A 25,639-nucleotide genomic window follows, 5' to 3' on the forward strand; every position below is an offset into this window, starting at 1 on the left:
TTAGTGTTGTATGAACTTTAGAGTCCTTTGATTACGAAACCATTTCCTGTAATGGATATATTAGTTTTAATCCCGCTGTAAGCAACAATTTTTGTTTGACAGAGGGATTCCTTTGATCCATAATCAATCCATACTAATCAGATATGAATTATTGGAAGGGGATATTCAGACATGTCACAGTTTAAATTATCAGCCAGAAAGTCATTATGGGTAGGAGCTTTAGCGGTCCTATTATTGGTGATCGTTAGCGGATGCTCCGGGTCCAAGAATGATCCCGCTCCCAATACAGCAGCTCAGCCAAGTGCTAGTCAAGGTACGGATGATAAATCAAAAACAGACGAGACTGCGGCAGGAGGGACTTTTGTCTACGGCAGGCCAGCTTCTGTAACCTCGTTTGATTTGCATAATCAGATTACATCGAACAATGCATTTGCCATTGATAAAGTATTTGAATCTTTGGTTGCTTTTGACAGCAAGGGAGAAATTGTGGACTGGCTCGCCAAGTCACATAAGATCAGTGATGACGGCTTAACGTATACATTTGTGCTGCGTGACGGATTGAAATTCTCTAACGGCAGTGATGTTACTGCGGAGGATGCTGTATTTTCTCTTGAGCGGCATTTGAAAGTTGGAGGCCCGTTGGCTATATCCGCCAAAGTGGATACGATTAAAGCAACGGATAAGCATACGCTGGTTATTACGCTTAAAGAGCCGTATACACCGTTTATTTCCGAGTTGTCCAACTTCTCGAATGGTATTATCCCGAACAATTTTGGTGGAGTTACGGAGGAAGAATTTTTCAAAAAACCGGTAGGTACGGGACCGTTCGTGGTTGAGCAGTGGGACCCGGCAGGCGATGTAACCTTTACTAAGAACACTCATTATTGGCAAGAAGGAAAACCTTCAGTGGATAAATTGGTGTATAAGCTGATTGAAGACGATAGTCAAGCGATCAACCAGCTGAAGGCAGGAGAAGTAGATGCGATTGAATCGTTGGCGCTGCAAAATGCTGATGAAATAAAGAATGGTGCAGATACAACCGTGGTAACAAACGGTAGTTGGGTGACAGAGCAAGTATTCTTCAATACGCTGGACAAGCATTTTTCCGATGTGCATGTTCGTCGTGCCCTGGCTCTGGCACTTGATCGTGACGGTCTGACTAAGGCGCTTACCTTTGGGTATGCACAGACCGCTAATTCATTGTTGCCTACGACGATTCCGTATAATGCGAATGACACAATTAAGGCGCTGAACTTTGATGTAACTGCGGCGAAGGCAGAACTGGCAAAATCGGCTTTCCCGGATGGGTTCACTACAAAATTGCTTGTAGCTTCAGGCAACAGCACTAGGGCTCAAGAAGCGCAAATCATTCAGGCGGCGGGAAAACAAATCGGCATCAACATCGAAATTGAATCAATTGAGCTGGCATCCTTCCGTGAACGATTCTTTGCTTATGATTTTGCAATAATGCTGAATAGTGGACAGGCTGATTCGCCGGAAGCAAACTCGATCATAGCTTTCCAGACCGATCCGGACGGATTCAGTAAATCGTACTGGACACATTACACCAATGATGAAGTAACCAAGCTTCTGTATCAAGGTCAAAAAACGGCGGACGGCGATGGTCGTGCGGAAATCTACTCCAAGCTGCTTCAGACGCTTGCCGATGAAGTGCCTTATCTCCCGCTTTATTATCCGGACATTCTGATCGGCGCTCGTTCTTCCGTAGATGGACTCGTTGTGTTGCCTAACGGCAGCGTGCGGTTCGAAGACGTTCATATTCAGAAATGAAGAAGTTCTGGTTGTTCAGTGTTGTAGGAAGAGCATTGGCAGTAATCTTTTGTGTGATGACAGCAGTCTTTTTTCTCATCCGTATGGTACCAGGAGATCCCGCTAAAATGATTCTGGGCGAATATAGCACGCCAGAGGCGCTTGAGAGCATGCATCATGCTCTCGGGCTGGATCTTCCGGTAGGAGAACAGTACATTCGGTTTGTCAAAACGCTATTCACGCAGGGAGATACCGGCAACTCAATTATCAATGGAACCTCTACCCGAGAGTTGATTGCTGACCGGGCGCCCGTCACGTTGCTGCTCATCGGCATGGCTTGTGCTTTGGCCATTGTCATTGCCCTTGTGCTTGCTACGCTGGCAGCTACGCATAAGGATAAGCTGCTGGATCATGTCATACGTATTTTTCCTACCGTAACGCTAGGTATGCCAATCTTCTGGGTTGGCATCCTTTTGATTCTGTTGCTGAGTGTGCGTCTTCACTGGTTTCCCGTTGGTGGAGTCGGCGAAGGGTGGTGGGGCACGTTGTACAGTTTGACGCTTCCTGCCATTACCGTAGCTTTGTCACAGATTCCGACATTGGTTCGTTCATTGAGAGCCCAGATGCTTGAAGTACTGGAATCTGATTTTGTCGTTACTTTGAAGGCGGCGAGATTGCCAAGTCGGGTTATTTTGTTCAAACATGTCCTGCGCAATGCGGCGCTACCAACGCTTATCCTTCTTGGTGTTAACATTTCTTATCTGATTGGTGGGACATTGGTCGTTGAACAAGTATTTGGCATCAAGGGAATCGGCAGTTTGCTGTTTAGTTCTATTTCTAAACGGGATTTCCCGGTCATTCAAGGCATAGCCCTTTACTGTGCCGTATCTGTGGTGATTATTAGTCTCCTGATCGAGATCCTTACCAGGTGGCTTGATCCCAGAACGAAAGGAAAACCATGAAAATGATAGGAACTGAACCTCGGTTATATGAAGAGCACCTGAACCCGACCCTCATGAACCGCATCTTAAAAATCCCTTCCCTGCTTGTGGGAGGTGCCATGTTTGCTGTGCTGATTATCTTGGCCGTGAGCATACCGTTTATTAGTCCGTATGACCCTTCCGAGCAAAATTTGAGTGCTTTTTTGCAACCTCCGTCTGCCGAACATTGGCTCGGTACAGACCAACTGGGACGTGATTTGTTTACCAGACTGATTTATGCCGCGCGAACCGACCTGAGTATTATGGTGTTGGCGGAAATTGTCCCTTTTTGCATGGGGATATTGCTGGGGATGCTTGCGGGCTACTATGGAAAATGGGTAGATAAAATTATATCGTTGATCACGGACACATTTATCGCGTTCCCTTTTTATCTAATCGTCATTATCGTGGCTTTTGCCAGCGGAGCAGGCGAGCGGGGAATTTATATTACGTTTATGCTCGTTGGCTGGATCGTATTTGCCCGTGTAGTCAGAGGGCTAAGTGCATCTTATCGCAAACAGGAATGGGTGGCTTCCGCACAGACATTGGGACTACCGGGAATACGGATTATACTGCGTCATCTCCTGCCTAATGTACTGCCCCAGGCAGTTGTTGTGTTAATGACGGATATGGTCGGCCTGCTGGTGGCAATTGTTACGCTCGGATACCTGGGTATTGGCATCGCACCGCCTACCCCGGACTGGGGCACAATGATCTCGGATGGTCAATCCTTTATCACAACAGCTTGGTGGCTTTCGGCAGTTCCGGGATTCGCAGTGGTATACACTGGAATTGCTCTGTCCCTTGTAGGTGATGGGTTGGCCGATCTATGGAGGAAAAAATAATGTCCACAAGTCCGATTTTGGAAGTCGAGGCATTGTCACTGTCGACCAAGTCGAATCAAAAATTAGTCCAAGATGTTCATTTCTCGCTCGGCAGAGGGGAGAGCCTGGGATTAGTAGGTGAATCCGGTTCCGGAAAATCACTTACATTACGTTCTATTCTGGGCCTCCTGCCAAGCGGAGTGGAGCAGACTGGAGGCAGCATTCGGAGTGACGTGAGCAGCGCAATGGTGTTTCAAGACCCGAGAGGTGCGCTCGATCCGCTCTGTACCGTTGTTAAACAACTGGCCGAAGTTGTCTATTACAGGCAAAAGTTAAGCAGGAAGGCTTCAAGGGTAGCCGCACTGGAGTTGCTTGAACTGTTGGGTCTTCCCGACTCACTGAAGCGTGAGGACCGATACCCTAGCCAACTGTCAGGTGGGCAGTGTCAGCGGGTAGTCATTGCACTAGCTCTGGCGTGCAAGCCTGGCATTCTGCTCTGTGATGAGCCAACAACAGCGCTGGACGTTACGGTGCAACAGCAAATTATAGAGACGATCACCCGATTGCAGCGTGAACTGGGCTTCGCCATGGTATTTGTAACACATAATCTTGCCATTGCAGCGACTCTGTGCTCGAAGCTGTGTGTGATGAAACAGGGGCGAATTGTGGAGCATGGAGATTCACTTGCCATTTTGCAAAATCCACAAAATCCGTACACACAGATGCTGATTAACTCGGTGCTTCCTTTGCCGGAGCTTGAAGGGAGCGAATAACGATGGAACCAGCTTTACAAATACAAAATGTATCGGTTCGTTATGGTGACTTTACTGCACTGGACCACATTGAATTGAAACTCCAGCATCATACGACACTTGGTCTTGTCGGTGAGTCTGGTTCGGGGAAATCTACTCTTGCTAGGGTTATTGCCGGCTTGATCACGCCCGATGAGGGGCAAATGCTGCTGGGAAATCAAACATTGAAAAAGAAGAGAAGTCGTGAGCAATATAAAAATATGCAGATGATCTTCCAAAATCCGGATGCATCACTGAATCCCAAACATTCCATCCGGCAGATTCTTGCTGAAGCACTGTTGTTTCATCGGATTGTGGACCGTTCACAGGTGGAGAAAAGATCGAGAGAGCTCCTGGCCCGTGTTCAGTTAGAGAGTAAAGCATTGGACAAGTATCCTCACGAATTCTCCGGCGGACAACGTCAAAGGATTGCAATCGCAAGGGCAATAAGCGTGGAGCCGAGCCTGCTGATTGCGGATGAACCGACGAGTGCACTGGATGTCTCTGTGCAGCTAAGTGTGCTTGAACTGTTCAATTCGCTAAAGCGTGAGCTTAATCTTACATTGTTGTTCATCTCTCACGATCTGGGAGTCATCCATGCCATTAGTGATACGGTAGCCGTTATGAGGCAGGGGCAGCTTGTGGAAATCAGTCCCAAGGAGCAATTCTTCACTCGTCCTGAATCGGCATATAGTCGAGAGTTGCTATCCGCCGTTCCAAAAATGCCAAAATCAATTTCATCAGGAGGTTTATATGAGCCAACCTTATAAAGGATTTGTACCGCTTACGCGGAGTGAATACGAGACACTTACACATTTGCTCTCTAGGCTCTTGTCTACGGAGCATGCCCCGGTGATCATCCCTGGAGAGGCGATCTTGGGCATAGAGGCCGTGGCAGCCGGAATATCCGCGCCAGGTCGTACTATTGTCAATGTCGTGACAGGGCCATACGGCAGTTTATTTGGTCAATGGCTTGAACGCGGCGGGGCAACGGTTATTGAAGTCAAAGTCCCTTTTGATGAAGTTGTACCTGCGGAGGAGGTTGCTGCCGCGATTGAGCGATATAAACCGTCCGCGGTATCCTTTGTTCAAGCTGAGGTGGTTACAGGTGGGTCCAATCCAGCGGAGGAAATCATAAAGATTGCCCGTGCTCACAAACTGATTACGGTGAGCGACTCCGTCTCGGCAGTTGGGGGAGAGGCTCTACCTGTTGATGAATGGGGCGTGGATTTTGTAGCTATCGGTGCCCAAAAAGCTCTCGCGGGTCCGAATGGCATCAGCGCTGTAAGCATTTCGCCGCGCGGCTGGAAATTTCTTGAGTCCAATGCATATGCGCCGCGTAACTCCATTCTCTCTTTGCTCGATCTGAAGCCATCTGGGAAGGGGACTGCACCGGTACGTGTTCCTCCCAACATTCCAACGCTGGAAGCCAGAGCACTGATCTCGGCATTGACAGCGATCGAGTCAGAAGGGTTGGAGCAGGTGATTAAGCGTCATGAACAGGCTGCTGCATCAGCCATTGCTGGTATTCAGGCTCTAGGTCTGGAACCTTGGCAAAAAGATAGCAAAACGTATTCTACACTGACTACGACGGTTCGAATATCCGGGGAAGAGAAGTTGCATATCGATCACCCGATCGGCATTGTTGCTCCGGGGGACGGAGAACTTTTTGGTCAGCTGCTACGAATTAATCATTTTGGGGCCAATGCATCCTTGTCGGGGGTGGAGGAAGCTGTTGCGACTATTGCGGCATTATTGAATCAGGACCATGAGCAGGCAGTCCAGGCTGTTCGCCTCGTTTGGGGGAAATGAATATGACTCAGGTAAAATCGGAAGATCAAAACTTCAAACATATTTTTATAGCAGGTATTGAAGGCAAACGCTTCGATATCTCGATTCAGAATGGCCGGTTTACATCAGTTGTAGAATCCATGTCAGCGTATGATGATCAGGTTCGTCCAGATGCTGATTTGTGGATTAGTCCGGGCGTAATTGATCTGCACACACATCTGGCATGGACAGACTTCGACCACTCGGATCAATTGAAGCGTGATAAGCACGAGATTGAAGTCATGCAGGCGCAAGCCTTTGCAGCCACGCTTAGGACTGGCGTAACCACCGCTCGTGATGCAGGTGGATTGATGCCAAGCACGGCTCAGCATCTTGCTGAACATTATGGACATCCTCTGAAGGTTGAAACCAGCAGTGATATGTTAGGTGCGGCAGATGCGCGTGGTGTGAAGCATCTGGAACAACGGTTGAACGATATATTTAATACAGGCGCAGGCTGGGTTAAAATTATGGCAACAGGTGGTCTGGGAGCGCCTACCGAACAAGTGTTAGATCCTGTATTTTCGGAGGAAGAGTTTTCATTCATCGTTCGTTATGCACATGCTCATCATAAAAAGGTGCTGGTTCATACCTGGGGAGGCGTGACGATCGACTGGTCCATCCAGGCAGGGGTGGGATCAGTGGAACATGGAATGTTCTTAACCGAGGATCAGGCTGGCAGACTTGCCGAGTCCCGAACAGCCTTTGTGCCGACCACATCGATCTATAGGATTGCCGCAGATCCAAAAGGTGTACTTGCGCTACCTGCTGTCATTAATGATCGTGCTGCACGGGCTGTTGAAGCTCATTCCAAAGCCATCGGATATGCCAAAAGAGCGGGAGTTCGTTTCGGGTTCGGTACCGATTATGCCACACCTGCGCTCCATGGCTACAATCTGCAGGAGATGGACACGCTGATAGACTATGGCTTGACCCGAGAAGAAGCGTGGCAGTCTGCCACGACCCACGCTGCCGAGATTCTGGGTCGTGGCGACGAATTGGGGCAGATTGCAGAAGGCTATCTTGCGGACGCCGTCATCTTTAATGCCGATCCGTATCAAACGAAAAATGCACATCAGCTACGGGAGAGTATTGTTTCCGTCATTATCGGAGCGCAGAAACCATAAATTGGTTTCTGCGTTTTTTCTTTGCAAGAAAATCAGTATTGGCCAGTCTATAGCACTTTGGACATCTTCACAAATAAGCTGGCATGCGCAATAATGTAGGTCGAGCGACGCGACATATCATATATACATCAGGAGGCACTATGAAACTCGGCAATCATGATTTAAATACATATATCAAGCAATATGAAATCTATTTAAGCGTAGAACGGAATTTATCCAACAAATCAATAAAAGCCTATCGATCTGACCTTAATCGACTTGTAGAATGGCTCAATGACAATCAATTACATGATGTGAACAGAGATAATTTAAGAAAGTACCTGGAACAATTAACAAGTAAACACACATTGAAAGACTCAACGATCAAAAGGAAATACATATGCTTTAAAGCATTTTTTAATTATTTGGTACAAGAAGGAGACATTGCTGAATCGCCTATCTCTGGATTCGGAAAAAATTTTAAAACAGCAAGACGTATTCCGAAGACTCTCTCTGTGACCGAGGTTGAAAGGCTGTTAAATGCACCACAAGAACATATGAAGCAATTACGTACTATCTTTAGAAAACGGATTAACCAGCGTAATGATGCTATTATCGAATTGCTTTACGTAATCGGTATTCGGATCGGCGAATTAGTGAATATTGATCTGGAGCACATTGATCTGGAAGAAAAAACAGTGTTGATCTTTGGGAAGGGCCGTAAAGAGCGCTTATTGTATATTTCGAGCAACGAGGTAATCCTTAAGATCAAAACTTGGCTGCATGCTCGCGAGCATTTCGATTCCAAGTCTAATGCGTTGTTTATCAATAAGTATGGCGATCGACTTTCAATTTATTCCATTGAAGATATTTACTCTAAATACAGGGACTTGTCTAAAGTAAGCAAAAAATCAACACCCCACTACCTAAGGCACAGTTTTGCTACACATCTTCTGAACAACGGTGCAGATTTGCGCTCAGTGCAGGAGATTCTCGGGCATACAAACGTTAGCACAACCCAAATTTATACAGAGGTGTCTGTTGAGCGGAAGAAGGATGTACTGTCGAGGTTCAATCCAAGAAATAACTTAAAAGTGTAGAGTAGAACCTCCAAATAACTATAAATTATTTGGAGGTTTTGTAGTGGAGATAATTAAAAATTACCTTAATTTAGTGAATTCACAAAAAGAAAAGATTATGGTCGTCATGGTAACTAACGTAGATAATCACACAAGTAAGTTTGACGATTATGAAAAGAACTCTTTAACTTCCGAATATTTAAGTGAGTTAGAATTAGAGGAATTAAATCAAGGATTTGAAGATTCTGGATTTCAAACAGTAATTCATTTTGATGAGACAGAGTTCATACGGCAAATTGTTGAGAATAAGCATCCTATGCTAAATGGCAGGCAAATTGGAATTGTACTGAGCATGGCTCAAAAGGGAAAAAAATTGGGTCGGAAATCATTGTTACCATCCTTTTGTGATCTGTATAATTTAAAATATACGAGCTCTAATCCTTATACCGTAAGCTTGTGTAGGAACAAGTATCATACAGGTATATTATTGGAAGCCCACGGTCTTAAAGTTCCTGAGAGTTGGTTATATAATAAAAAAGGGTGGCTTTTTGGAAAAAAACCACCAGAAGGTCTTAAGGTTATAACTAAGTTGAATAATGAATCTGCCAGTATTGGGATTGATCAAAGGAGTGTTATTATTTATCAATCTTCACTTGATCCAACCATCCACCAACGATGCATGGAGTATGAACAGGAAATCATTGTTCAAGAGTTTATTGAGGGTTATGAAATTGAACATCCTTTTATTGCAAATGATAGCATCACACCACTTGTTCCTATGGGAATTCAATTAGCTGAAAAAAAGTTTCTGAACGAACAAATTCTAACATATGAAATACGAGGAAAAGACCAATATTCATTCTACAACTACGGCGTCTACAATGAGAAATTAAATCAAAGATTGATTGAATCCACGAGAAGGATTGCATTAATACTAGGAATCACAGGTTTCGGAAGAATAGATTATCGAATAAATCAAAATAATGAGTTTTTTATAACTGATATTGCTACAAATCCACACATTGTAAAACATAGCTCTTTCCATAATTCATTTAAAGAATTAGGCTATACATACGATGAAATGTTGGCTACTTTCATAGCAGTTACGTTTGAGAAATATGGTTTATGATTCTGACCAAAACTGGATATCTGATACTAAATAACCGTTCCCAAAGGATTTTTCTTTAGAGCGTTCAATAAGATCTGGATAATTTTTATCAATATATGTAAGCCATTCTTCCCCAGAGATTCTGATATTACTATCAAATATAACTTTTATAATTTCATGGCGCTTGACGTAATAATTCTCATCACCAATTGAAGGTAAGTCAGAAATATTAGTCCACAATTCCATGGCTTTTGGTTTGTTTCCTAATAAATATTCTACAACCATAAGATTGGAATCAATGTAATATTGATAATAAAGTTCGATATTTGATTTATTAATTAGTAAGTTTTTGAGTTCAGTTAGTACACTTAAGGATTCATCCAATTGATTTGTTGCAGCAAATAAAACTGATTGATTTATTCGAAGTAGAATTCGATCCGCACTTGACTTGGTTTCTTTAAATATCTCTGTAAATATCCCTAAGCCTTCTTGGAGGGATATTTTTTTTGCTGCGATCCCACTCAATACAAAATTGTTCAATGCATTTTCAGTTCGAGGAAACTCTATTTCGGGATTTATTGTTATATATTCAATCAATTTATTAGCATCTCTGTGGCTTTCCTCAAACTTCCCGAGAACAAAAGTATTTGCGACATGATTATTCAAAGCAAAGTAATATTGAATTGGATTAAGTGGAGCTCCGCTCTCTTCTGAGGGTCCAAAATATTTAACACTTTTTTGTGTGTTTCTCTGGGCTAAAGAAATGGAATGGACTGCACTTGATTTCCTACGTAATATATTTATTTTATCCTTTGCATTGAGATCATATTCTACTCTTTCGTGTAAATACAACATAAGATCTTTTTCGATCTTCTTGGCACTTTCTTTATCATTAATATGAATATAACTAATTATTAGAAGGGATAAAATCCTTGACCATAGTTCACTTTCTGCTTCTAATGTATCAAGATCTCTATAGTTTTCAAGAATAGAAACCGAATCTTGTCGATGACTTCTATCAATTTTTTTTGTCAAACACATAGCTAATAGATAGTCTCTTTCTGCTTTCAATACAGTAGGGTATGTGTCTTCAATCCAACTCAAATGTTCAATTGCTTTATCAAATTCTTTATTGTTATATTCTTTATAAGCCTGTTGCATTAGTTCAATATATTCTTCAACATCAAGCTCCTTAATAGAGATGAATATTTCTTCAAGAAATTCGGTTTTTATAATGTCGTTGTTTCTTAACTTTTGTATATATGCTAAAACGTATAGTAAGGCGGCTTCTTTTAAACAGCTTGCTTTCAACATAGCACGTGCTCTTGCAATATAGTCGCTAGGTTTAATTACTTTCAAACATTCAGCGTAAGCATAATAATATGTTTTGGTATCTTCGAGTTTTTTTTCAAACAGACTTCTAATAAATTCATGAATAAAGTTCACTTTTTTATTTGCTTGCTCAACAAAATGTAATTTATTCGCTTCTTTGATTATATATTGTAGTTCTTCTTGGTTTTTATTTGTAATTTTCTCAAGTTCAAAAAAAGTAAATGAAATCCCTAAAACTGAAGCATATTTTAATACTTCATCTATGACTTGTCCAGCTGCGCCAAGGTTTTTCAACCGGTCCTGAATTAATGTTGATATTTGATTAGTATCAGCTAGTTCCTCTAACTTAATAGATGATTGATCGTTTGAATCGTTAAGATAATTTATCATTACTTTTGTAAGATGCAGATGACCACCTGTTATTGAGTACAGATCATTTAACAAATCATTTTTAATACCTTTTTTCAGTCCCATCGAATGTAAAACATTTGTATAGTTTTTTTTCTTAATCACATCCAACTTGAATGGAATGAATTCAAAATTTCCTGAAACATCAATTTTTAAATTTTGATAATTTGCTAGTTCTTCATCAGTCCAATTAATTATAACTACTGCGTTTTTCAAGAATGAATTCTCGTTTTGGTTTTCTTTCATAATTTGATATAACAAATCAGTTGATTTCTCATCCCACCATTGAAAATTTTCTGCGTATATCAAGAATCTTTTTTTACTAATGTGGCGCATTCTGAAAATTATGTCACGTTCAGTATCAGTTAGGTGTGTATTATAGTTTCTAAATTTATTGTTATTATAATTCAGTAACTCATGCACAAAGTTCTCAAGTGCTTTTCCAAACAAGGGTACAGCTCCAGCGGTTTTAGCAACAGTGCTCTTGAAAACTTCATTTTGATGTTTCGAAATGTTTTGTTTTGATGATAGACATTGTTCAATGGGATAGTATTCTCTTGTAATACAATTCTTATCTCCTTCCATAAGAAAAATTTCGAATTCATTGGTTAGAAACAACTCATTAATAATATCTTGACGTAAAAAACTTTTTCCGGTTCCTGAAACCCCTTCAACTATAAAAAAATTACGAGATTCCTTCATTTTATTAAAAATCTCATGTTTTATTTTTCTCTGATGATCTAACAGAGCATGCTTCATTATTAACCTCCAAATAATTTATAGTTATTAGTATGTAACTCTTCGATAAATTGCTTAATGCAATTCTAAGTGCTCCTTTTATAACATATCTATTATTCGACACATTTCTATATATTCCTCTAAATATTTACAAATAAATTGCCATTTCCTGATTCATATGACCTGTATTTCTGATTTTATAGGTTTATGGGTCTAGAGTGTCACACTTTTACCATGAATTTTCCAAAAGGAGTTTGCTTCCCTTTTATCGAATACAATATGAACAACAACGGCACGAGAAAGGGTAATCTGACCCACAACTTGATGTCGATGTTTTCCAGTAAGATTCCCCAGTCCGTTTCGTGTTTAATGTTAAATAGGAGTAGTCTATTTCATTGTTCACGAGCTACACCTTAAGTTCTGCATCTAACATTCACCTCTGTAAGACAGTCAAGCAATTCTACACCAGCATCATCTCTATTTCAGTTTTTACAATTCAGTAAGTTCAACTGCAATAAGATTCATCCAGTTACACATCTGTACAGCATGCTCCTAATCAAGACAACAGTGTCCACACAACAGAATATCGATTATGGGCTCTGAAATGAATCAGAACGAATGCACGTGGAGGAGGCTGTAATGATGGCGAAAAAAGAAGTTGTAGCGATGCTACTTGCCGGAGGGCAAGGTAAGAGGTTAAAAGGATTGACCAAATCACTGGCTAAGCCAGCTGTATATTTTGGGGGCACGTACCGAATCATTGATTTTCCGCTGAGTAACTGCTCTAATTCTGGTATTGATACAGTGGGTGTATTAACTCAATATGAACCACTTGTCTTACATTCCTATATTGGCATTGGCAGTGACTGGGATCTGGATCGGAAAAACGGCGGGGTATATGTACTTCCTCCACATGAACGTGAAGACGGTAGCAACTGGTACCGGGGTACAGCGGATGCGATCTTCCGCAACCTGAACTTTATTGAACAATTCGATCCCGAGCATGTGCTCATTCTGTCAGGGGATCATATCTATAAGATGGACTACGAAAAAATGCTCCAGTATCACAAAGAAAAAGATGCGGATTGCACCATATCGGTCATCGATGTCTCATTGGAAGAAGCCAGCCGGTTCGGGGTGCTGAACACCAACGATGACTATAGCATCTATGAATTTGAAGAAAAACCTCCTGAGCCCAAGAGCACACTGGCTTCCATGGGTATCTATCTCTTCAAGTGGGATGTACTGAAACGTTTCCTGATCCAGGATGAACAACAGGCATCCACCTCCTATGATTTTGGTAAAGATATTATTCCTTTGTTGCTTGAAAACGAAAAATCCTTATATGCATATCCATTCGAAGGTTATTGGAAAGACGTTGGTACCATTCGCAGTCTGTGGGAATCCAATATGGACCTGTTGGACGAAGACACACCATTTAATCTCAATGATCCGGACTGGCGTATTTTCACACGCAATCCGAACCAACCTGCACAATATATCTCACCTTCGGGCAAGGTACGGAATTGTATTATTAGTGAAGGCACTGTAGTGCATGGTGAGGTCAATCATTCTGTTCTGTTCTACGGAATTGAAGTTGGTGAGAACAGTGCTGTCATCGATTCGGTGATCATGCCAAAAGTGAAAATCGGGCAAAATGTGCGCATTTACCGAGCTATTATCGCAGAAGGATTGGTTATTCCTGATGGAACACAGATTTCGCCTGCACCGGGAGATGAGAGTGATATATTGCTCGTGGATCAGGAAGAATTGGAACGTCAGCTTCGCCAAGGAATAACCAGCAAGGCCTAATTGAAGTTAAAAGGACGGTGCATGCGATGAAACCATTGATCGGAGTTATTAACCTTGACCATGAACTTGAAGAATTGAAGGAATTGACGTATTTTCGCTGCGGAGCCGCGGTGCCATATGCCGGGCGTTACCGTCTGATCGATTTTGTTCTATCCAATATGATGAATGCAGGCATTGAGAGTATTGGTGTATTTGTACGGCGAAAATATCGCTCGTTGATGGACCATCTTGGTGATGGTAAGCCTTGGGATTTGGATCGCAAACATGGGGGTATGTTTATTTTGCCACCAGACTGGAATGATCCAACAGATACATCACAGGGGGACTTGCAGCATTTCCATAACAATTTGGACTTTTTCCACAGAGGGGCAGGACAATATGTTGTGCATGCGGGCAGTCGACATGTGACCAAAGCAGATCTCCAGGATGTCTACAGGTATCACATCAGTAAAGGGGCGGACGTTACACTGGTCTGCAAAAAGGTAGATCAGCTGCTGCCTGAGCATGACGCCTGTGTCAAAGTTGACCATGACGGGGACGGTAACGTGGTGGACATTCACCAAAGCGCTAATCACCCGAATATATATACAGAAATTTTCATTATGGAAAAAGAATTGTTCTTGCGCCAGGTGCAACGCTGCATTGATCATGGCGAGAGTCATTTCTTCCGGGATGTGATTCAAAAAAATCCGGATGGATTGAATATCGCTGCCTATGCATATGATGGCTATCACGCAGTCATCAATTCCATTGACAGTTATTATCGCAACAGTATGGATCTGCTGAACACAGGGCAATATGAACAACTGTTCAAGGAAGATCCGATCCAGACCAAAATTAAATACGAAGCGCCTGCCAAATACCTGGATACCGCCGATGTTAAACATTCACTTCTCGCGAATGGCTGCATTGTTGGTGGAGAGGTGGAGGACAGCATTCTGTTCCGTGGTGTACAGGTGGCCAAGGGTGCCAAAATCAAAGGTTCCATCATCATGCAGAAATGTTACATTGGTGAGGGTACCGTACTTGAGAACGTCATTCTCGATAAAGACGTGAAGCTGACCGGAGGACAGACGCTGATCGGTGCCCCGTCGAATCCATACATTTTAGCAAAAAGCACTATTATCTAATCCCCACACGTAACCGATATCTTCTATAAATATATAAAATAAAAATCCTGTAGGATGGATTTAAGGTTCATACACTTTCGACGCATGAATTGCACCTTCGAAAGTTCTCACCAGCATGCAAACGTAGTGGAGGGGACGAAATCGATTCTGAAGAAGCGTAGCGCTCGCCTTTATCACTGTATTTTCACATCTAAATAATAAATTCAAGAAAATACAGGGGTAACAGCGATCATAAGAACGATTCGTAACCGTAACGGCCACTTTGCAGAGTGCTGAGCAACTGAGTATGTGAACCACCACCGTCCTGCAGGATTTCCCCGGGAGGAACCTACTTTTGTTTGACAACAAGGAAACGTTCAAGAGTATATTTACACGGAATCTGGTCAGCAAATTGGGCAAACCGATTGAAGAAGCAACACAGGAAGACGTGTACCACGTACTGGGAAGCATGATTCGTGAATATGCAGGCCAGGATTGGGCAGCGTCGAATCAGGGGTTCAAGCAGCGCCAGGATAAACAGGTCTATTACTTCTCGCTGGAATTCCTGATTGGACGTCTGCTCGGCAACAATCTGCTGAATGTAAATGAATTGGAATTGGTGCGTGACAGTCTGGCTGATCTGGGTTTCTCCTTGGAAGAGGTGGAAGAACAGGAGGCGGATGCAGGACTCGGTAACGGAGGTCTGGGACGACTCGCTGCCTGTTTCCTGGATTCACTCGCATCACTCCGATATGCAGGACATGGTTGCGGCATTCGTTATAAATACGGGTTGTTTGAGCAAAAAATCATCAATGGTAATCAGGTAGAGTTACCCGACAATTGGCTGGATAAGGGCAATGAATGGGAAGTCCGCCGTCCAGACAAAAAGGTGGAAGTACAGTTCTGGGGCCGGGTAGAAGCTCACGAACAGGATGGAGAATATCAGTTTGTTACAAAAGATGCCGAATCGGTCGTCGCCATTCCTTATGACGTGCCTGTCATTGGTTATGGTCAAACCCATGTAAATACATTGCGACTCTGGAGTGCCGAGCCAAAGCGCGAGACTTCACTTGACACCCCTTCGAACTACTACGGCTATCTGGATTATAGTCGTTCGGTTGAATCAATCTCGGAATTCCTGTATCCGGATGATTCCCAGTACGAAGGAAAGCTGCTGCGCTTGAAGCAGCAATACTTCATGTGTTCAGCAGGTGTACAGAGCGCATTGCGTACGTTCAACAAGCTGGAGCTACCGTATGATCGTTTGCCTGATAAAGTGGCCTTCCACATTAATGACACGCATCCAACCTTGGTTATTCCAGAACTGATGCGCATCTTGATTGATGTGAAGGGTTATGGCTGGGATGAAGCATGGGATATCACAACCCGCACAGTATCGTATACCAATCATACAACGCTTAGTGAGGCGCTTGAGAAATGGCCTGTATCCATGATCAGCAGGCTGCTGCCACGAATCTACATGATCATTGAAGAGATCAACAAACGCTTTTGTGGCATGCTGCTGGATAGGTATCCTGGAGATCAGGATCGCATAGGGCATCTGGCGATTGTTGCGAACGATCAGGTACGGATGGCGCATCTGGCGATTGTGGGCAGTCACAGCGTGAATGGTGTTGCTGCATTGCATACCGAGATTTTGAAAGAGCGCGAGATGGCTCCGTTCTATGCGCTGTATCCAGAGCGTTTCAATAACAAAACGAATGGTATTACCCATCGCCGCTGGTTGATGCATGCCAATCCGAAACTGTCGGATCTGATTACGGATACAATCGGTAACGAATGGATAACAGAGCCGGGTAAGCTGGATCAACTGGCAGGCTTTGCGGATAATGCATCATTCCAAGAGCAGTTCCGTTCAATTAAGCGGCACAACAAAGAGCGGCTTGCTGCGTATATTCTGGATCATACCGGGACAGCAGTGAATCCGGATTCCATCTTTGATGTACAGGTGAAGAGGCTGCACGGGTATAAACGTCAGCTGTTGAACATTCTGCATGTCATGCATCTGTATAACCGGCTTAAGAATGATGCTTCGTTTGATATGGTGCCACGTACCTTCATCTTTGGTGCCAAGGCAGCGCCGAGTTATTATTTTGCCAAGAAAATTATTAAGCTGATCAACACCGTGGCTGACACAGTGAATCGGGATGCGGCCGTAAATGACCGCTTGAAGGTATTTTTCCTCGAAAACTATTCCGTCTCTCTTGCAGAGAAGATCATTCCCGCTGCGGATGTTAGTGAACAGATCTCAACCGCAGGCAAGGAAGCTTCCGGTACGGGCAACATGAAATTTATGATGAACGGTGCTTTAACGATTGGCACGATGGATGGAGCCAACGTGGAGATGGCGGAGCAGGTCGGAGAAGAAAATATGTTCATTTATGGTCTGCGCGCAGACGAAGTGCTTGAGTATTATCGCTCAGGCAGCTATCGTCCGAATGAAATTGTGCAGCACGATGAACGCATTCGCGAGGTCGTGGAGCAACTGGTGCATCCAGGTGCATTCTGTTATCGTGACGGGGAGTTCTGGGATATTTATGACTCCTTGCTGGCCCATGGTGACGAATACTTTGTCTTGCGTGATTTTGCTGCTTATGCAGATGCGCATGCTGCGATTGACCAAGCGTATCGGGATATTCCGGGCTGGACTCGGAAAGCGATATTAAACACGGCACATTCCGGCATATTCTCCAGTGATCGTACCATTAGTGAGTATGCGACAGATATCTGGGGTATTCATCCCGTGTCCGGGAACTGGAAAGGTTAAGAATAAATTGTTAGACTAACAAGTCCCCTTGTTCACAAGAGACATCTCTGCTGGTAAATCAACCAGAGTAGAGAGTATCTCCTTGTAGAACAAGGGGATTTTGGCATACAGTGTATCATAGTGTATTCAACTTGAAGATAAGCGAAACTCGCGTATTTTTCATCATACAAGTTCGCACACAAAATCAAAAAAAAGATCTGGATCTCAGTCATACTACATAAGAAATCGTTTGATATTTTGAATTAGATAGGGGAGCCGTCACTATGGATCATTACACACGAATTCAGCTTGCTATTGAGTATTTGGAGCAGCATTTGCAAGATGATTTTAATATCAGAGAGACGTCCGCTGCTGCGAGCTTTTCGGCGTTTCATTTTCAGCGTTTATTCCAGGCGATCACGGGATTCACGGTACTGGAATACTTGCGCAAACGCAGATTAACGGAGGCTGCTGCGATGCTGCGAGGCACATCGGAAGGCATATTGGACGTTGCGATGAGCTTTGGCTATCAATCCCAGGAGGCATTTACCCGCGCATTTTCAGCCCACTTTGGAATGACACCTGCGAAGCTGCGTAAGCTGGAAACGGATCAGTTGTCTCTTCTGAAGATGCAACAGAGCATTGATTTTAATGATTATCGAACTTCGCTTGGTGGAACATTTCACATGAACACACCCCGTCTGGTCACATTGGCACCAAACTGGATTGTCGGCTATGAATATAAGACCAACCTGAATGACAATCAACATTATGCTGAAATCCCCGGATTTTATCATGATTTTGGCATGGAACAGAGATTCATGGCGATCCCGGAGAGGACACGCCCTGATATGGCTTACGGTGTGGCCTGTCATTTTGAAGAGGATGGAGCATTTTCTTTTATTGTGGGTGAAGAAAGCAGTGGAGCATCACAGGCACTTGAACCCGGTTTTACTTCGATTGAAATTCCGGGCGGCTTGTATGCAGAGTTCACCGTGGAAGGCTCTGGGCAGGATATTCGGAAAATGATCTATGGCAGCTGGCTGCCGCAGTCCAACTATGAACGGAGGGAAGGGCCGGACTTTGAAGTGACGGATGTCTGGAAATCGACCCCTGAACAATTGGACATGAAGATCTATATCCCGTTAAAATAGACCTTACCGCTTCGTGGAAAACAAGGTCGGAGGATTGATGGAATGAACGAAAAGTCGTGGCTCCACTCCAAGTGGATGCTGACCATTGTTGCTTGCATGGCAGTGCTTTACCTACTGATTATGGGCATTTTACTGTTTGTCAGTGGACGAACACCTAGCATGTATTATCAATATAATCTCGTACCCTTCGAGACGATTCGTCCACTTCTGTTGGAGAGGGAGAGGTACAATACAGATACCTGGGTCAAAAACCTGTTTGGCAATATCGTATTGTTCATTCCGCTGGGCATCTGGATCCCATGGTTGTTTCGGAGGTGTCGTTCGTTCCTGACCTTTACATCTACAGTTGTTTTGCTTCTGCTGGGTGTTGAGGTCACACAATTGATTACACGTGTAGGTTCGTTTGATGTGGATGACATTATTCTGAACACGATCGGTGCCTGGATAGGTTACGCCGGATTTAAGTTAATCTTATGTTCACGAAGAAGGACTCGGAATTGACCCGCAGATCGTGGTCATGACCGGGTCTTTTTGCATAAGATACCTTTCAAATGTTTACAAGGGAATCATTTCGGATAAAACATATTAACGGCTTATTTATATCGTGAGCAGAGATTATATAGTGGACAAAGATGAGAGCGAGGTGGGCGATATCGTTTGGTGGAAAGAGAGTGTGGTATACCAGATTTACCCGAGCAGCTTTAAAGATTCGGACGGGGATGGATATGGCGATTTGCAGGGAATCTATGAGAAGCTCGATTATTTGGAGAATTTAGGCGTAGATGTGATCTGGCTCTGTCCCATTTACGATTCACCAGGACATGATAACGGATATGATATCCGGGATTACTACGGCATTTTACGCAAGTATGGCACGATGGAGGATTTTGATCGATTATTGGCAGAGGCACACAAGCGTGGTCTCAAGATCATGATGGACCTGGTACTGAATCATACGTCGGATGAACATGCGTGGTTTGCTGAATCGCGTTCATCAAAGATAAATCCGAAACGGGATTATTATATTTGGCGTTCAGGCAAAAATGGTCAGGTGCCGAATAACTGGGAGTCCTATTTTGGAGGTTCGGTGTGGAAGCATGATCCCGAGACAAATGAGTATTATCTGCATCTGTATTCGGAACAGCAACCGGATCTCAACTGGAACAATGCACAGATGGCAGAAGAGATGTATGAGATGGTACATTGGTGGCTGGAAAAAGGGGTCGACGGATTCCGTTTCGATGCAGTAGCGCATATCGCCAAGGCAGAGGGTCTGCCAAGTGCCCACAATCCGGATAATCTGCCGGTGGTTCCAGCGTATCAGCTCTTTTCCAACCTGGAACAGGTACACTCGATTTTGAAGAAACTGAATAACATGATCCTGAAACCTTACGGACCCATGACGGTTGGCGAGACTTCCGGACTTGGGCCTGAGCAGGCCTTGGCTTATGTGGGGACGGATCGTGATGAACTTAATATGGTATTCCAGTTTGAGCATATGTTTATCGATGCCAAATCCTCCGGAATTGGTAAATGGAACTATAAGGAATGGAAATTGACAGATCTCAAAGAAATCATGAGCCGGTGGCAAACAGTTTTACATGGTAGAGGCTGGAACGCCAATTATATGGGCAACCATGATCAGCCACGTCCGGTTTCCCGTTTTGGTGATGACGGTAAATATCGGGTGCGTTCTGCTCAAATGCTGGCGACATGGATGCTTACACTCGAAGGGACCCCCTACATCTATCAAGGAGAAGAGATCGGCATGACCAATGTCGCTTTTCAGGATATCGAACAATACCGGGACATTGAGACCAAAAATTATTACAATCATTACATTGGTCAAGGTAAGTCGAAGCACGAAGTCATGCAGGCGATCTGGCTGAAGAGCCGCGATAATGCCCGCACGCCGATGCAATGGGATGAGACGGAACACGCAGGGTTTACCCAGGGGCAGCCGTGGATTCAGGTGAATGATAATTATCCTGAGATTAATGTGGCTGATGCCGAAAGTGATCCGCAATCCATTTTGCATTATTACCGTAAGTTAATTGCCCTTCGCAAACAGCATAAAGTGCTTATCTATGGCGCATATGAGCTGTTACTGCCGGATGATCCGGATATCTATGCCTATACCCGAACGCTGGAAGATGAGCAGATGCTAGTCATTCTGAATTTCCGTGGTCATGAGCCTGAGATGCACTGGCCGGAAGGCTGGGATTCCGAGCATGCCAAGCTGATCATCAGCAACGTAAGCAGACGTTATTCTACCGATGAAGGTGCCATTCAGCTTCAGCCGTATGAGGCAAGGGTATATCGTAAGCAGCGGTGACACGGAGGCTAGCGTAATTTTGCGTTGGTGAAGAGCTATGATTTATAATAAATAGTGGTTTCAAAATAATCAAAACATATGTCGGGAGGAATCCAAGTTGTTGAATATTACGTTCCACGGTCACTCCAGTGTACAGCTGGGCACAGAAGAAAAGTCTCTGATCATTGATCCCTTCCTGCGTGGCAACGAGCTTGCCGTCACGAAGCCTGAAGATATTAAGACCGATGTTGTGTTACTGACACATGCACATATGGATCACATCCTCGATGCTGAACCTATTGCCAAGGCGAATAACGCCAAAGTTGTCGCTATTGTGGAATTGGCTACATATATGTCCTGGAAAGGTCTGGATACACTCGGCATGAACATGGGCGGCACGGTAGATCTCGGCTTTGCTCAAGCTAAAATGATTCAGGCGTTCCATACTTCCGGGATTGTGCTCGAAGAAGAACAACGGATCATGTATGCAGGTTTGCCTGCTGGATATATCATTAATATTGGTGGTAAAACGATTTTGCATGCCGGAGACACAAGTCTCTTCGGGGATATGAAAATGATCGGTGATCGTCATGATATCGATGTTGCCTTTTTGCCGATTGGTGGACATTTCACCATGGGACCTGAGGATGCGCTGCAAGCGGCCGAATGGTTTAATGCCAAACTGACGATTCCGGTCCATTATGATACATTCCCGGTGATTCGTCAGGATGCGGAACACTTCGTGCAACAACTGGCTGCAAAAGGGTTGGAAGGCCGTGTGCTGGCCCCGGGAGAATCTATTACCCTGTGATGCACATTTAACCCCTGTTCAATAATAAATGGACTTCTGGATAAAGACGAATATCACGTCAAGATAACTGACGCGATATTCGTCTTTTTTCGGTTCCAGGTTCAATTTTCACCGATAGAGTTGGTACAAATGACAAAAACATTGAAATTCCATTGTTGAACTCCCGTTTAGAATGATATAAAAAGTTACACGGAAACCAAACGGAAATCCGAATTGACCGCAAACAGGGGGAGCGTTCATGTCATTTATGAAATCATTATTTTTTCAAATTATTGTAGCGGTAATCATCGGGATTGGTGTAGGCATCCTGTGGCCGGATCTGGGTAGCTTGCTGCAACCGCTCGGAACAGGTTTCATCAAATTGATCAAGATGATCATCGCACCACTGATTTTCATGGTCATTGTGACAGGCATTGCGAAGATCGGTGATCTGAAGTCGGTAGGTCGCATTGGACTGAAAGCTATCGTGTGGTTCGAGATTGCAACTACAGTGGCGCTGGTACTTGGATTGGGAACAGCCAATCTGCTTCGCCCCGGTGCCGGAATGAACGTGGACCCTTCAACCATAGATGCAAGCGGCATTGAAGCAAAAACCAATGGTTCCGAGTTACCACATACGGTAGACTTTATTATGAATATTATTCCGACAAGTGTTGTAGATGCCTTTGCACAAAATGCACTTCTGCAAGTACTGCTCGTGGCATGCTTGTTCGGGGTTGCTCTGGCAGCAACAGAGAGCAAGGCAAAAGAGAATGTACTGACGCTGATTGAGAACTTGCTCAGCATTGTGTTCCGCATCATCGGTTATATCATGAAACTCGCGCCAATTGGTGCATTTGGAGCCATGGCTTACACGGTAGGTGCCTATGGGGCTTCCACATTATCGTCCTTTGGTCTGTTAATTCTGGCCTGTTACGGCGCAGCGCTGCTGTTTCTGGTCATGCTGGCACTGGCTGCCTGGTGGATTACCGGGCTGAATTTCCTGCAATTTGTGAAGTATACCCGTTCTGAAGTGATGCTGGCGATTGGAACCGGATCATCAGAAGTGGTGATGCCGCGCATGATGGACAAACTAACCAAGGCGGGTTGTGATCGTGCGGTTGTGGGTCTTGTAGTGCCGACGGGGTACTCGTTTAATCTGGATGGCGCTTCGATCTATTTATCCTTGGCAACGGTTTTTGTTGCTCAGGCCGTAGGGATTGAACTGACATTGATGCAGCAGATTACAATTTTACTGGTGTTGATGTTAAGTTCCAAAGGCATGGCAGGAGTACCTGGCTCCGCATTCCTGGCCCTGTCCGCAACGGCAGTGGCTGTCAATGCTTTTCCGGTAGCAGCGGTTGCTCTGCTGCTTGGTGCAGATCGATTCATGGATACAATGCGTGTATTCACAAACCTGATGGGCAACTGTGTCGCAGCATTTGTGGTTGCAAAATGGGAAGGTCTGCTGGATCAGAAGCGAATGCGTGCCGTACTCTCTGGTGAGATCAGTGCTGCTGAACTGGAAAGGGAAGAACAGGCTGCACTATCTTTATTGAAGTTAAACATGCAGGAAAAACAAGGGAAAGCCGTAGTTTCACCGGAGATGTCGTAAGAGGCGTGTCTCCGCTGTGGTGATTAAGTGAAGTGACAGCAACTTAAAAATAACAATCCATTACAACAGTAAAAAGACAGTAAAATACATTTAAAATGTTCAACCAAGTTCAACCAAATTAGACCGTCTGTTGCCCACTCCGATCGTGGGAAGAACAGACGGTTTCTTGTTGTCCCAATACAGATATCATTGGGTTCACGAACGCAAGTTCCAAAATAAATGTTACAGAGGAAAGATTTATGGGGAATGTGTAGAAGAGGCGAAGAATATACATATTATAGTTTCAACTTGTATATACATGTTTACTTATGTAATATAGATATGAAGTTAACCGAGAACATCACATGAGAGCATTACAATTTATTGGAGGCGTTAACATGAGTTCTAATAACACCACTCCGTCATCTTGGTGGAAGACATCAACGGTGTATCAGGTATATCCGAAGAGTTTTAATGATACAACTGGATCGGGTACTGGAGATATTCGTGGATTAACCGAGAAGCTTGATTATTTGCAGCATCTGGGTATCGATATTGTGTGGTTGCAGCCGGTATATGTATCCCCGCAGCATGATAATGGATATGACGTAGCGGACTATTACCGAATTAATCCGGATTATGGGACGATGGAGGATTTTGACAAACTGCTGAAAGGTCTGAAGGCTCGTGATATGAAACTGATGATTGATATTGTGGTGAATCACTCCTCGACCGATCATGAGTGGTTCCAGCAATCCCGTTCTTCCAAGGATAATCCGTATCGGGATTATTATATTTGGAAAGATCCTGCCCCGGATGGCGGTGTGCCAAACAACTGGCAATCGAAGTTCGGTGGACCCGCTTGGCAGTATGATGAACAAACGGGACAATATTTCCTGACTTTATTTGATAAAACGCAGGCAGATCTGAATTGGGAGAATGAAGAAGTACGCAAAGCTGTACGGGATATGATCAAGTTCTGGGCCGAAAAAGGTGTGGACGGTTTCCGTATGGACGTGATTAACCTGATCTCCAAAGACCAGCGGTTCCCTGATGATGATGGAAGCGTGTCACCGGGTGATGGACGCAAATACTACACGGATGGACCACGTGTGCATGAGTACATCACCGAGATGTACGATGAAGTATTTGGGCCTTACAACATGGTGACGGTAGGCGAGATGTCCTCGACAACACTGGAACATTGCATCCAATATTCGAACCCGGCTTCCCGGGAGTTTTCGATGACGTTTAACTTCCACCACCTGAAAGTGGATTATCCGAATGGTCAGAAATGGGAACTGATGCCGTATGATTTCGAAGCGATGAAGCAGCTCTTCAGTGAGTGGCAGACAGGCATGCAGGCCGGTGGAGGTTGGAACGCGCTGTTCCTTAATAATCATGATCAGCCGCGGGCACTATCCCGATTCGCCGATGATGGTGATTATCGTGCCGAGAGTGCCAAGATGCTTGCAACAACGATACACGGAATGCAAGGTACACCTTATGTCTACCAGGGTGAAGAGATTGGAATGCCGAATCCAGTCTGGAATGACGTTAGTGAGTTCCGCGATATCGAATCAACGAACATGTACCGCCTGCTTCAGGAAGAACGAGGCAAATCCGCTGAAGAAGCTTTCAACATCGTGAAAGAGCGTTCCCGGGACAACTCCCGAACACCGATGCAGTGGAATGGAAGTAAGAACGCCGGATTTACTACCGGAACACCTTGGCTGAAGGTGGATGAGCGGTATCCTTCCATTCACGTGGAACAGCAGCTGGCTGATCCGGATTCGATCTACTACCACTACCGCAAATTGATTGCCCTGCGTAAACAGGTTAACGTGCTGATCGACGGTCTGTATGAACGATTGGACGATGCACACCCGGATGTATTCGCGTACGCACGGACCAATGGAAATGAAACCCTGATTGTTGTATCCAACTTCAGTAAACGAGACGTCACGTTCTCGCTTCCGGAAGCGGTCTGGAATGATCACATTGCAGGCAAATCAGCAGAGTTACTCATAGGAAATACGGAGGCAGCCCCTGCGCTGACGCAGGAAATCTCTCTCAGTCCGTATGCATCCTATATGTGGCTTGTGCCACAACAGGACTAATCACATTTTATAA

General features: G+C 44.2%; 19 protein-coding genes. 18 read left to right on the plus strand and 1 reads right to left on the minus strand.

The features are described 5' to 3' along the window. Positions 1-171: 171 nt before the first annotated feature. The 9 genes from NZ043_RS21895 to NZ043_RS21935 all read left to right on the plus strand — a co-directional run bounded on the left by NZ043_RS21895 (position 172) and on the right by NZ043_RS21935 (position 9,509). Positions 172-1,791 carry an ABC transporter substrate-binding protein gene (locus NZ043_RS21895; protein WP_133384469.1) on the plus strand — a complete coding sequence of 540 codons (1,620 nt, stop codon included), beginning with the start codon at positions 172-174 and terminating at the stop codon, positions 1,789-1,791. Next, positions 1,788-2,732: an ABC transporter permease gene (locus NZ043_RS21900; RefSeq protein WP_276323989.1), complete on the plus strand. Its 945-nt coding sequence runs from the start codon at positions 1,788-1,790 to the stop codon at positions 2,730-2,732. The genes NZ043_RS21895 and NZ043_RS21900 overlap by 4 nt, the downstream gene beginning before the upstream one ends. Before the next feature lie 2 nt (positions 2,733-2,734). Next, positions 2,735-3,595 carry an ABC transporter permease gene (locus NZ043_RS21905; RefSeq protein ID WP_133385944.1) on the plus strand — a complete coding sequence of 287 codons (861 nt, stop codon included), beginning with the start codon at positions 2,735-2,737 and terminating at the stop codon, positions 3,593-3,595. Then, complete coding sequence (locus NZ043_RS21910; RefSeq protein ID WP_133384470.1) at positions 3,595-4,347, plus strand: ABC transporter ATP-binding protein; 753 nt, start codon at positions 3,595-3,597, stop codon at positions 4,345-4,347. Before NZ043_RS21905 ends, NZ043_RS21910 begins: the two co-directional genes overlap by 1 nt. Positions 4,348-4,349: 2 nt before the next feature. Continuing rightward, complete coding sequence (locus NZ043_RS21915) at positions 4,350-5,135, plus strand: ATP-binding cassette domain-containing protein (RefSeq protein ID WP_133384471.1); 786 nt, start codon at positions 4,350-4,352, stop codon at positions 5,133-5,135. Then, on the plus strand, positions 5,119-6,177 hold the full coding sequence (locus NZ043_RS21920; protein ID WP_133384472.1) for an aminotransferase class V-fold PLP-dependent enzyme: 1,059 nt from the start codon (positions 5,119-5,121) through the stop codon (positions 6,175-6,177). The genes NZ043_RS21915 and NZ043_RS21920 overlap by 17 nt, the downstream gene beginning before the upstream one ends. A gap of 2 nt (positions 6,178-6,179) precedes the next feature. Continuing rightward, positions 6,180-7,322, plus strand: coding sequence for an amidohydrolase family protein (locus NZ043_RS21925; RefSeq protein WP_133384473.1), 1,143 nt, complete (start codon positions 6,180-6,182; stop codon positions 7,320-7,322). Positions 7,323-7,462: 140 nt separating this feature from the next. Further along, complete coding sequence (locus NZ043_RS21930; RefSeq protein ID WP_133384474.1) at positions 7,463-8,401, plus strand: tyrosine-type recombinase/integrase; 939 nt, start codon at positions 7,463-7,465, stop codon at positions 8,399-8,401. Positions 8,402-8,444: 43 nt separating this feature from the next. Continuing rightward, positions 8,445-9,509, plus strand: coding sequence for a hypothetical protein (locus NZ043_RS21935; RefSeq protein WP_133384475.1), 1,065 nt, complete (start codon positions 8,445-8,447; stop codon positions 9,507-9,509). On the opposite strand, the gene NZ043_RS21940 is transcribed toward NZ043_RS21935, so the two are convergent. Continuing rightward, positions 9,504-11,987, minus strand: a complete 2,484-nt coding sequence (locus tag NZ043_RS21940; protein ID WP_133384476.1) for a hypothetical protein — start codon at positions 11,985-11,987, stop codon at positions 9,504-9,506. The two genes, NZ043_RS21935 and NZ043_RS21940, sit on opposite strands and share 6 nt — an antisense overlap. 621 nt (positions 11,988-12,608) lie before the next feature. On the opposite strand from NZ043_RS21940, the gene NZ043_RS21945 reads away from it, so the two are divergent. The 9 genes from NZ043_RS21945 to treC all read left to right on the plus strand — a co-directional run bounded on the left by NZ043_RS21945 (position 12,609) and on the right by treC (position 25,626). Further along, entirely contained in the window at positions 12,609-13,778 is a 1,170-nt protein-coding gene (locus NZ043_RS21945) for a glucose-1-phosphate adenylyltransferase (RefSeq protein WP_091031411.1), read from the plus strand. Positions 13,779-13,804: 26 nt separating this feature from the next. Beyond that, positions 13,805-14,908, plus strand: a complete 1,104-nt coding sequence (glgD, locus tag NZ043_RS21950) for a glucose-1-phosphate adenylyltransferase subunit GlgD (protein WP_133384477.1) — start codon at positions 13,805-13,807, stop codon at positions 14,906-14,908. A 334-nt stretch (positions 14,909-15,242) separates the two neighbouring features. After that, positions 15,243-17,675, plus strand: a complete 2,433-nt coding sequence (locus NZ043_RS21955) for a glycogen/starch/alpha-glucan phosphorylase (protein WP_133384478.1) — start codon at positions 15,243-15,245, stop codon at positions 17,673-17,675. 263 nt (positions 17,676-17,938) lie between these two features. Next, a complete protein-coding gene (locus NZ043_RS21960) occupies positions 17,939-18,808 on the plus strand; it encodes an effector binding domain-containing protein (RefSeq protein WP_339309226.1) in 870 nt (289 codons plus the stop codon). Between the two features lie 42 nt (positions 18,809-18,850). Next, on the plus strand, positions 18,851-19,309 hold the full coding sequence (locus NZ043_RS21965) for a VanZ family protein (protein WP_091031398.1): 459 nt from the start codon (positions 18,851-18,853) through the stop codon (positions 19,307-19,309). Between the two features lie 142 nt (positions 19,310-19,451). After that, positions 19,452-21,143 (plus strand): alpha-glucosidase, encoded by a 1,692-nt coding sequence (locus NZ043_RS21970; RefSeq protein WP_289392209.1) that lies wholly within the window; start codon positions 19,452-19,454, stop codon positions 21,141-21,143. Positions 21,144-21,240: 97 nt separating this feature from the next. Continuing rightward, positions 21,241-21,933, plus strand: a complete 693-nt coding sequence (locus NZ043_RS21975) for a metal-dependent hydrolase (RefSeq protein ID WP_133384481.1) — start codon at positions 21,241-21,243, stop codon at positions 21,931-21,933. Between the two features lie 238 nt (positions 21,934-22,171). Further along, positions 22,172-23,527: a C4-dicarboxylate transporter DctA gene (dctA, locus tag NZ043_RS21980; RefSeq protein WP_133384482.1), complete on the plus strand. Its 1,356-nt coding sequence runs from the start codon at positions 22,172-22,174 to the stop codon at positions 23,525-23,527. Positions 23,528-23,904: 377 nt separating this feature from the next. Continuing rightward, positions 23,905-25,626: an alpha,alpha-phosphotrehalase gene (gene treC / locus NZ043_RS21985; protein WP_133384483.1), complete on the plus strand. Its 1,722-nt coding sequence runs from the start codon at positions 23,905-23,907 to the stop codon at positions 25,624-25,626. Positions 25,627-25,639 lie beyond the last annotated feature (13 nt).

Origin of the sequence: Paenibacillus sp. FSL k6-2145, assembly GCF_037976585.1 — a bacterium.
GTDB lineage: Bacteria > Bacillota > Bacilli > Paenibacillales > Paenibacillaceae > Paenibacillus.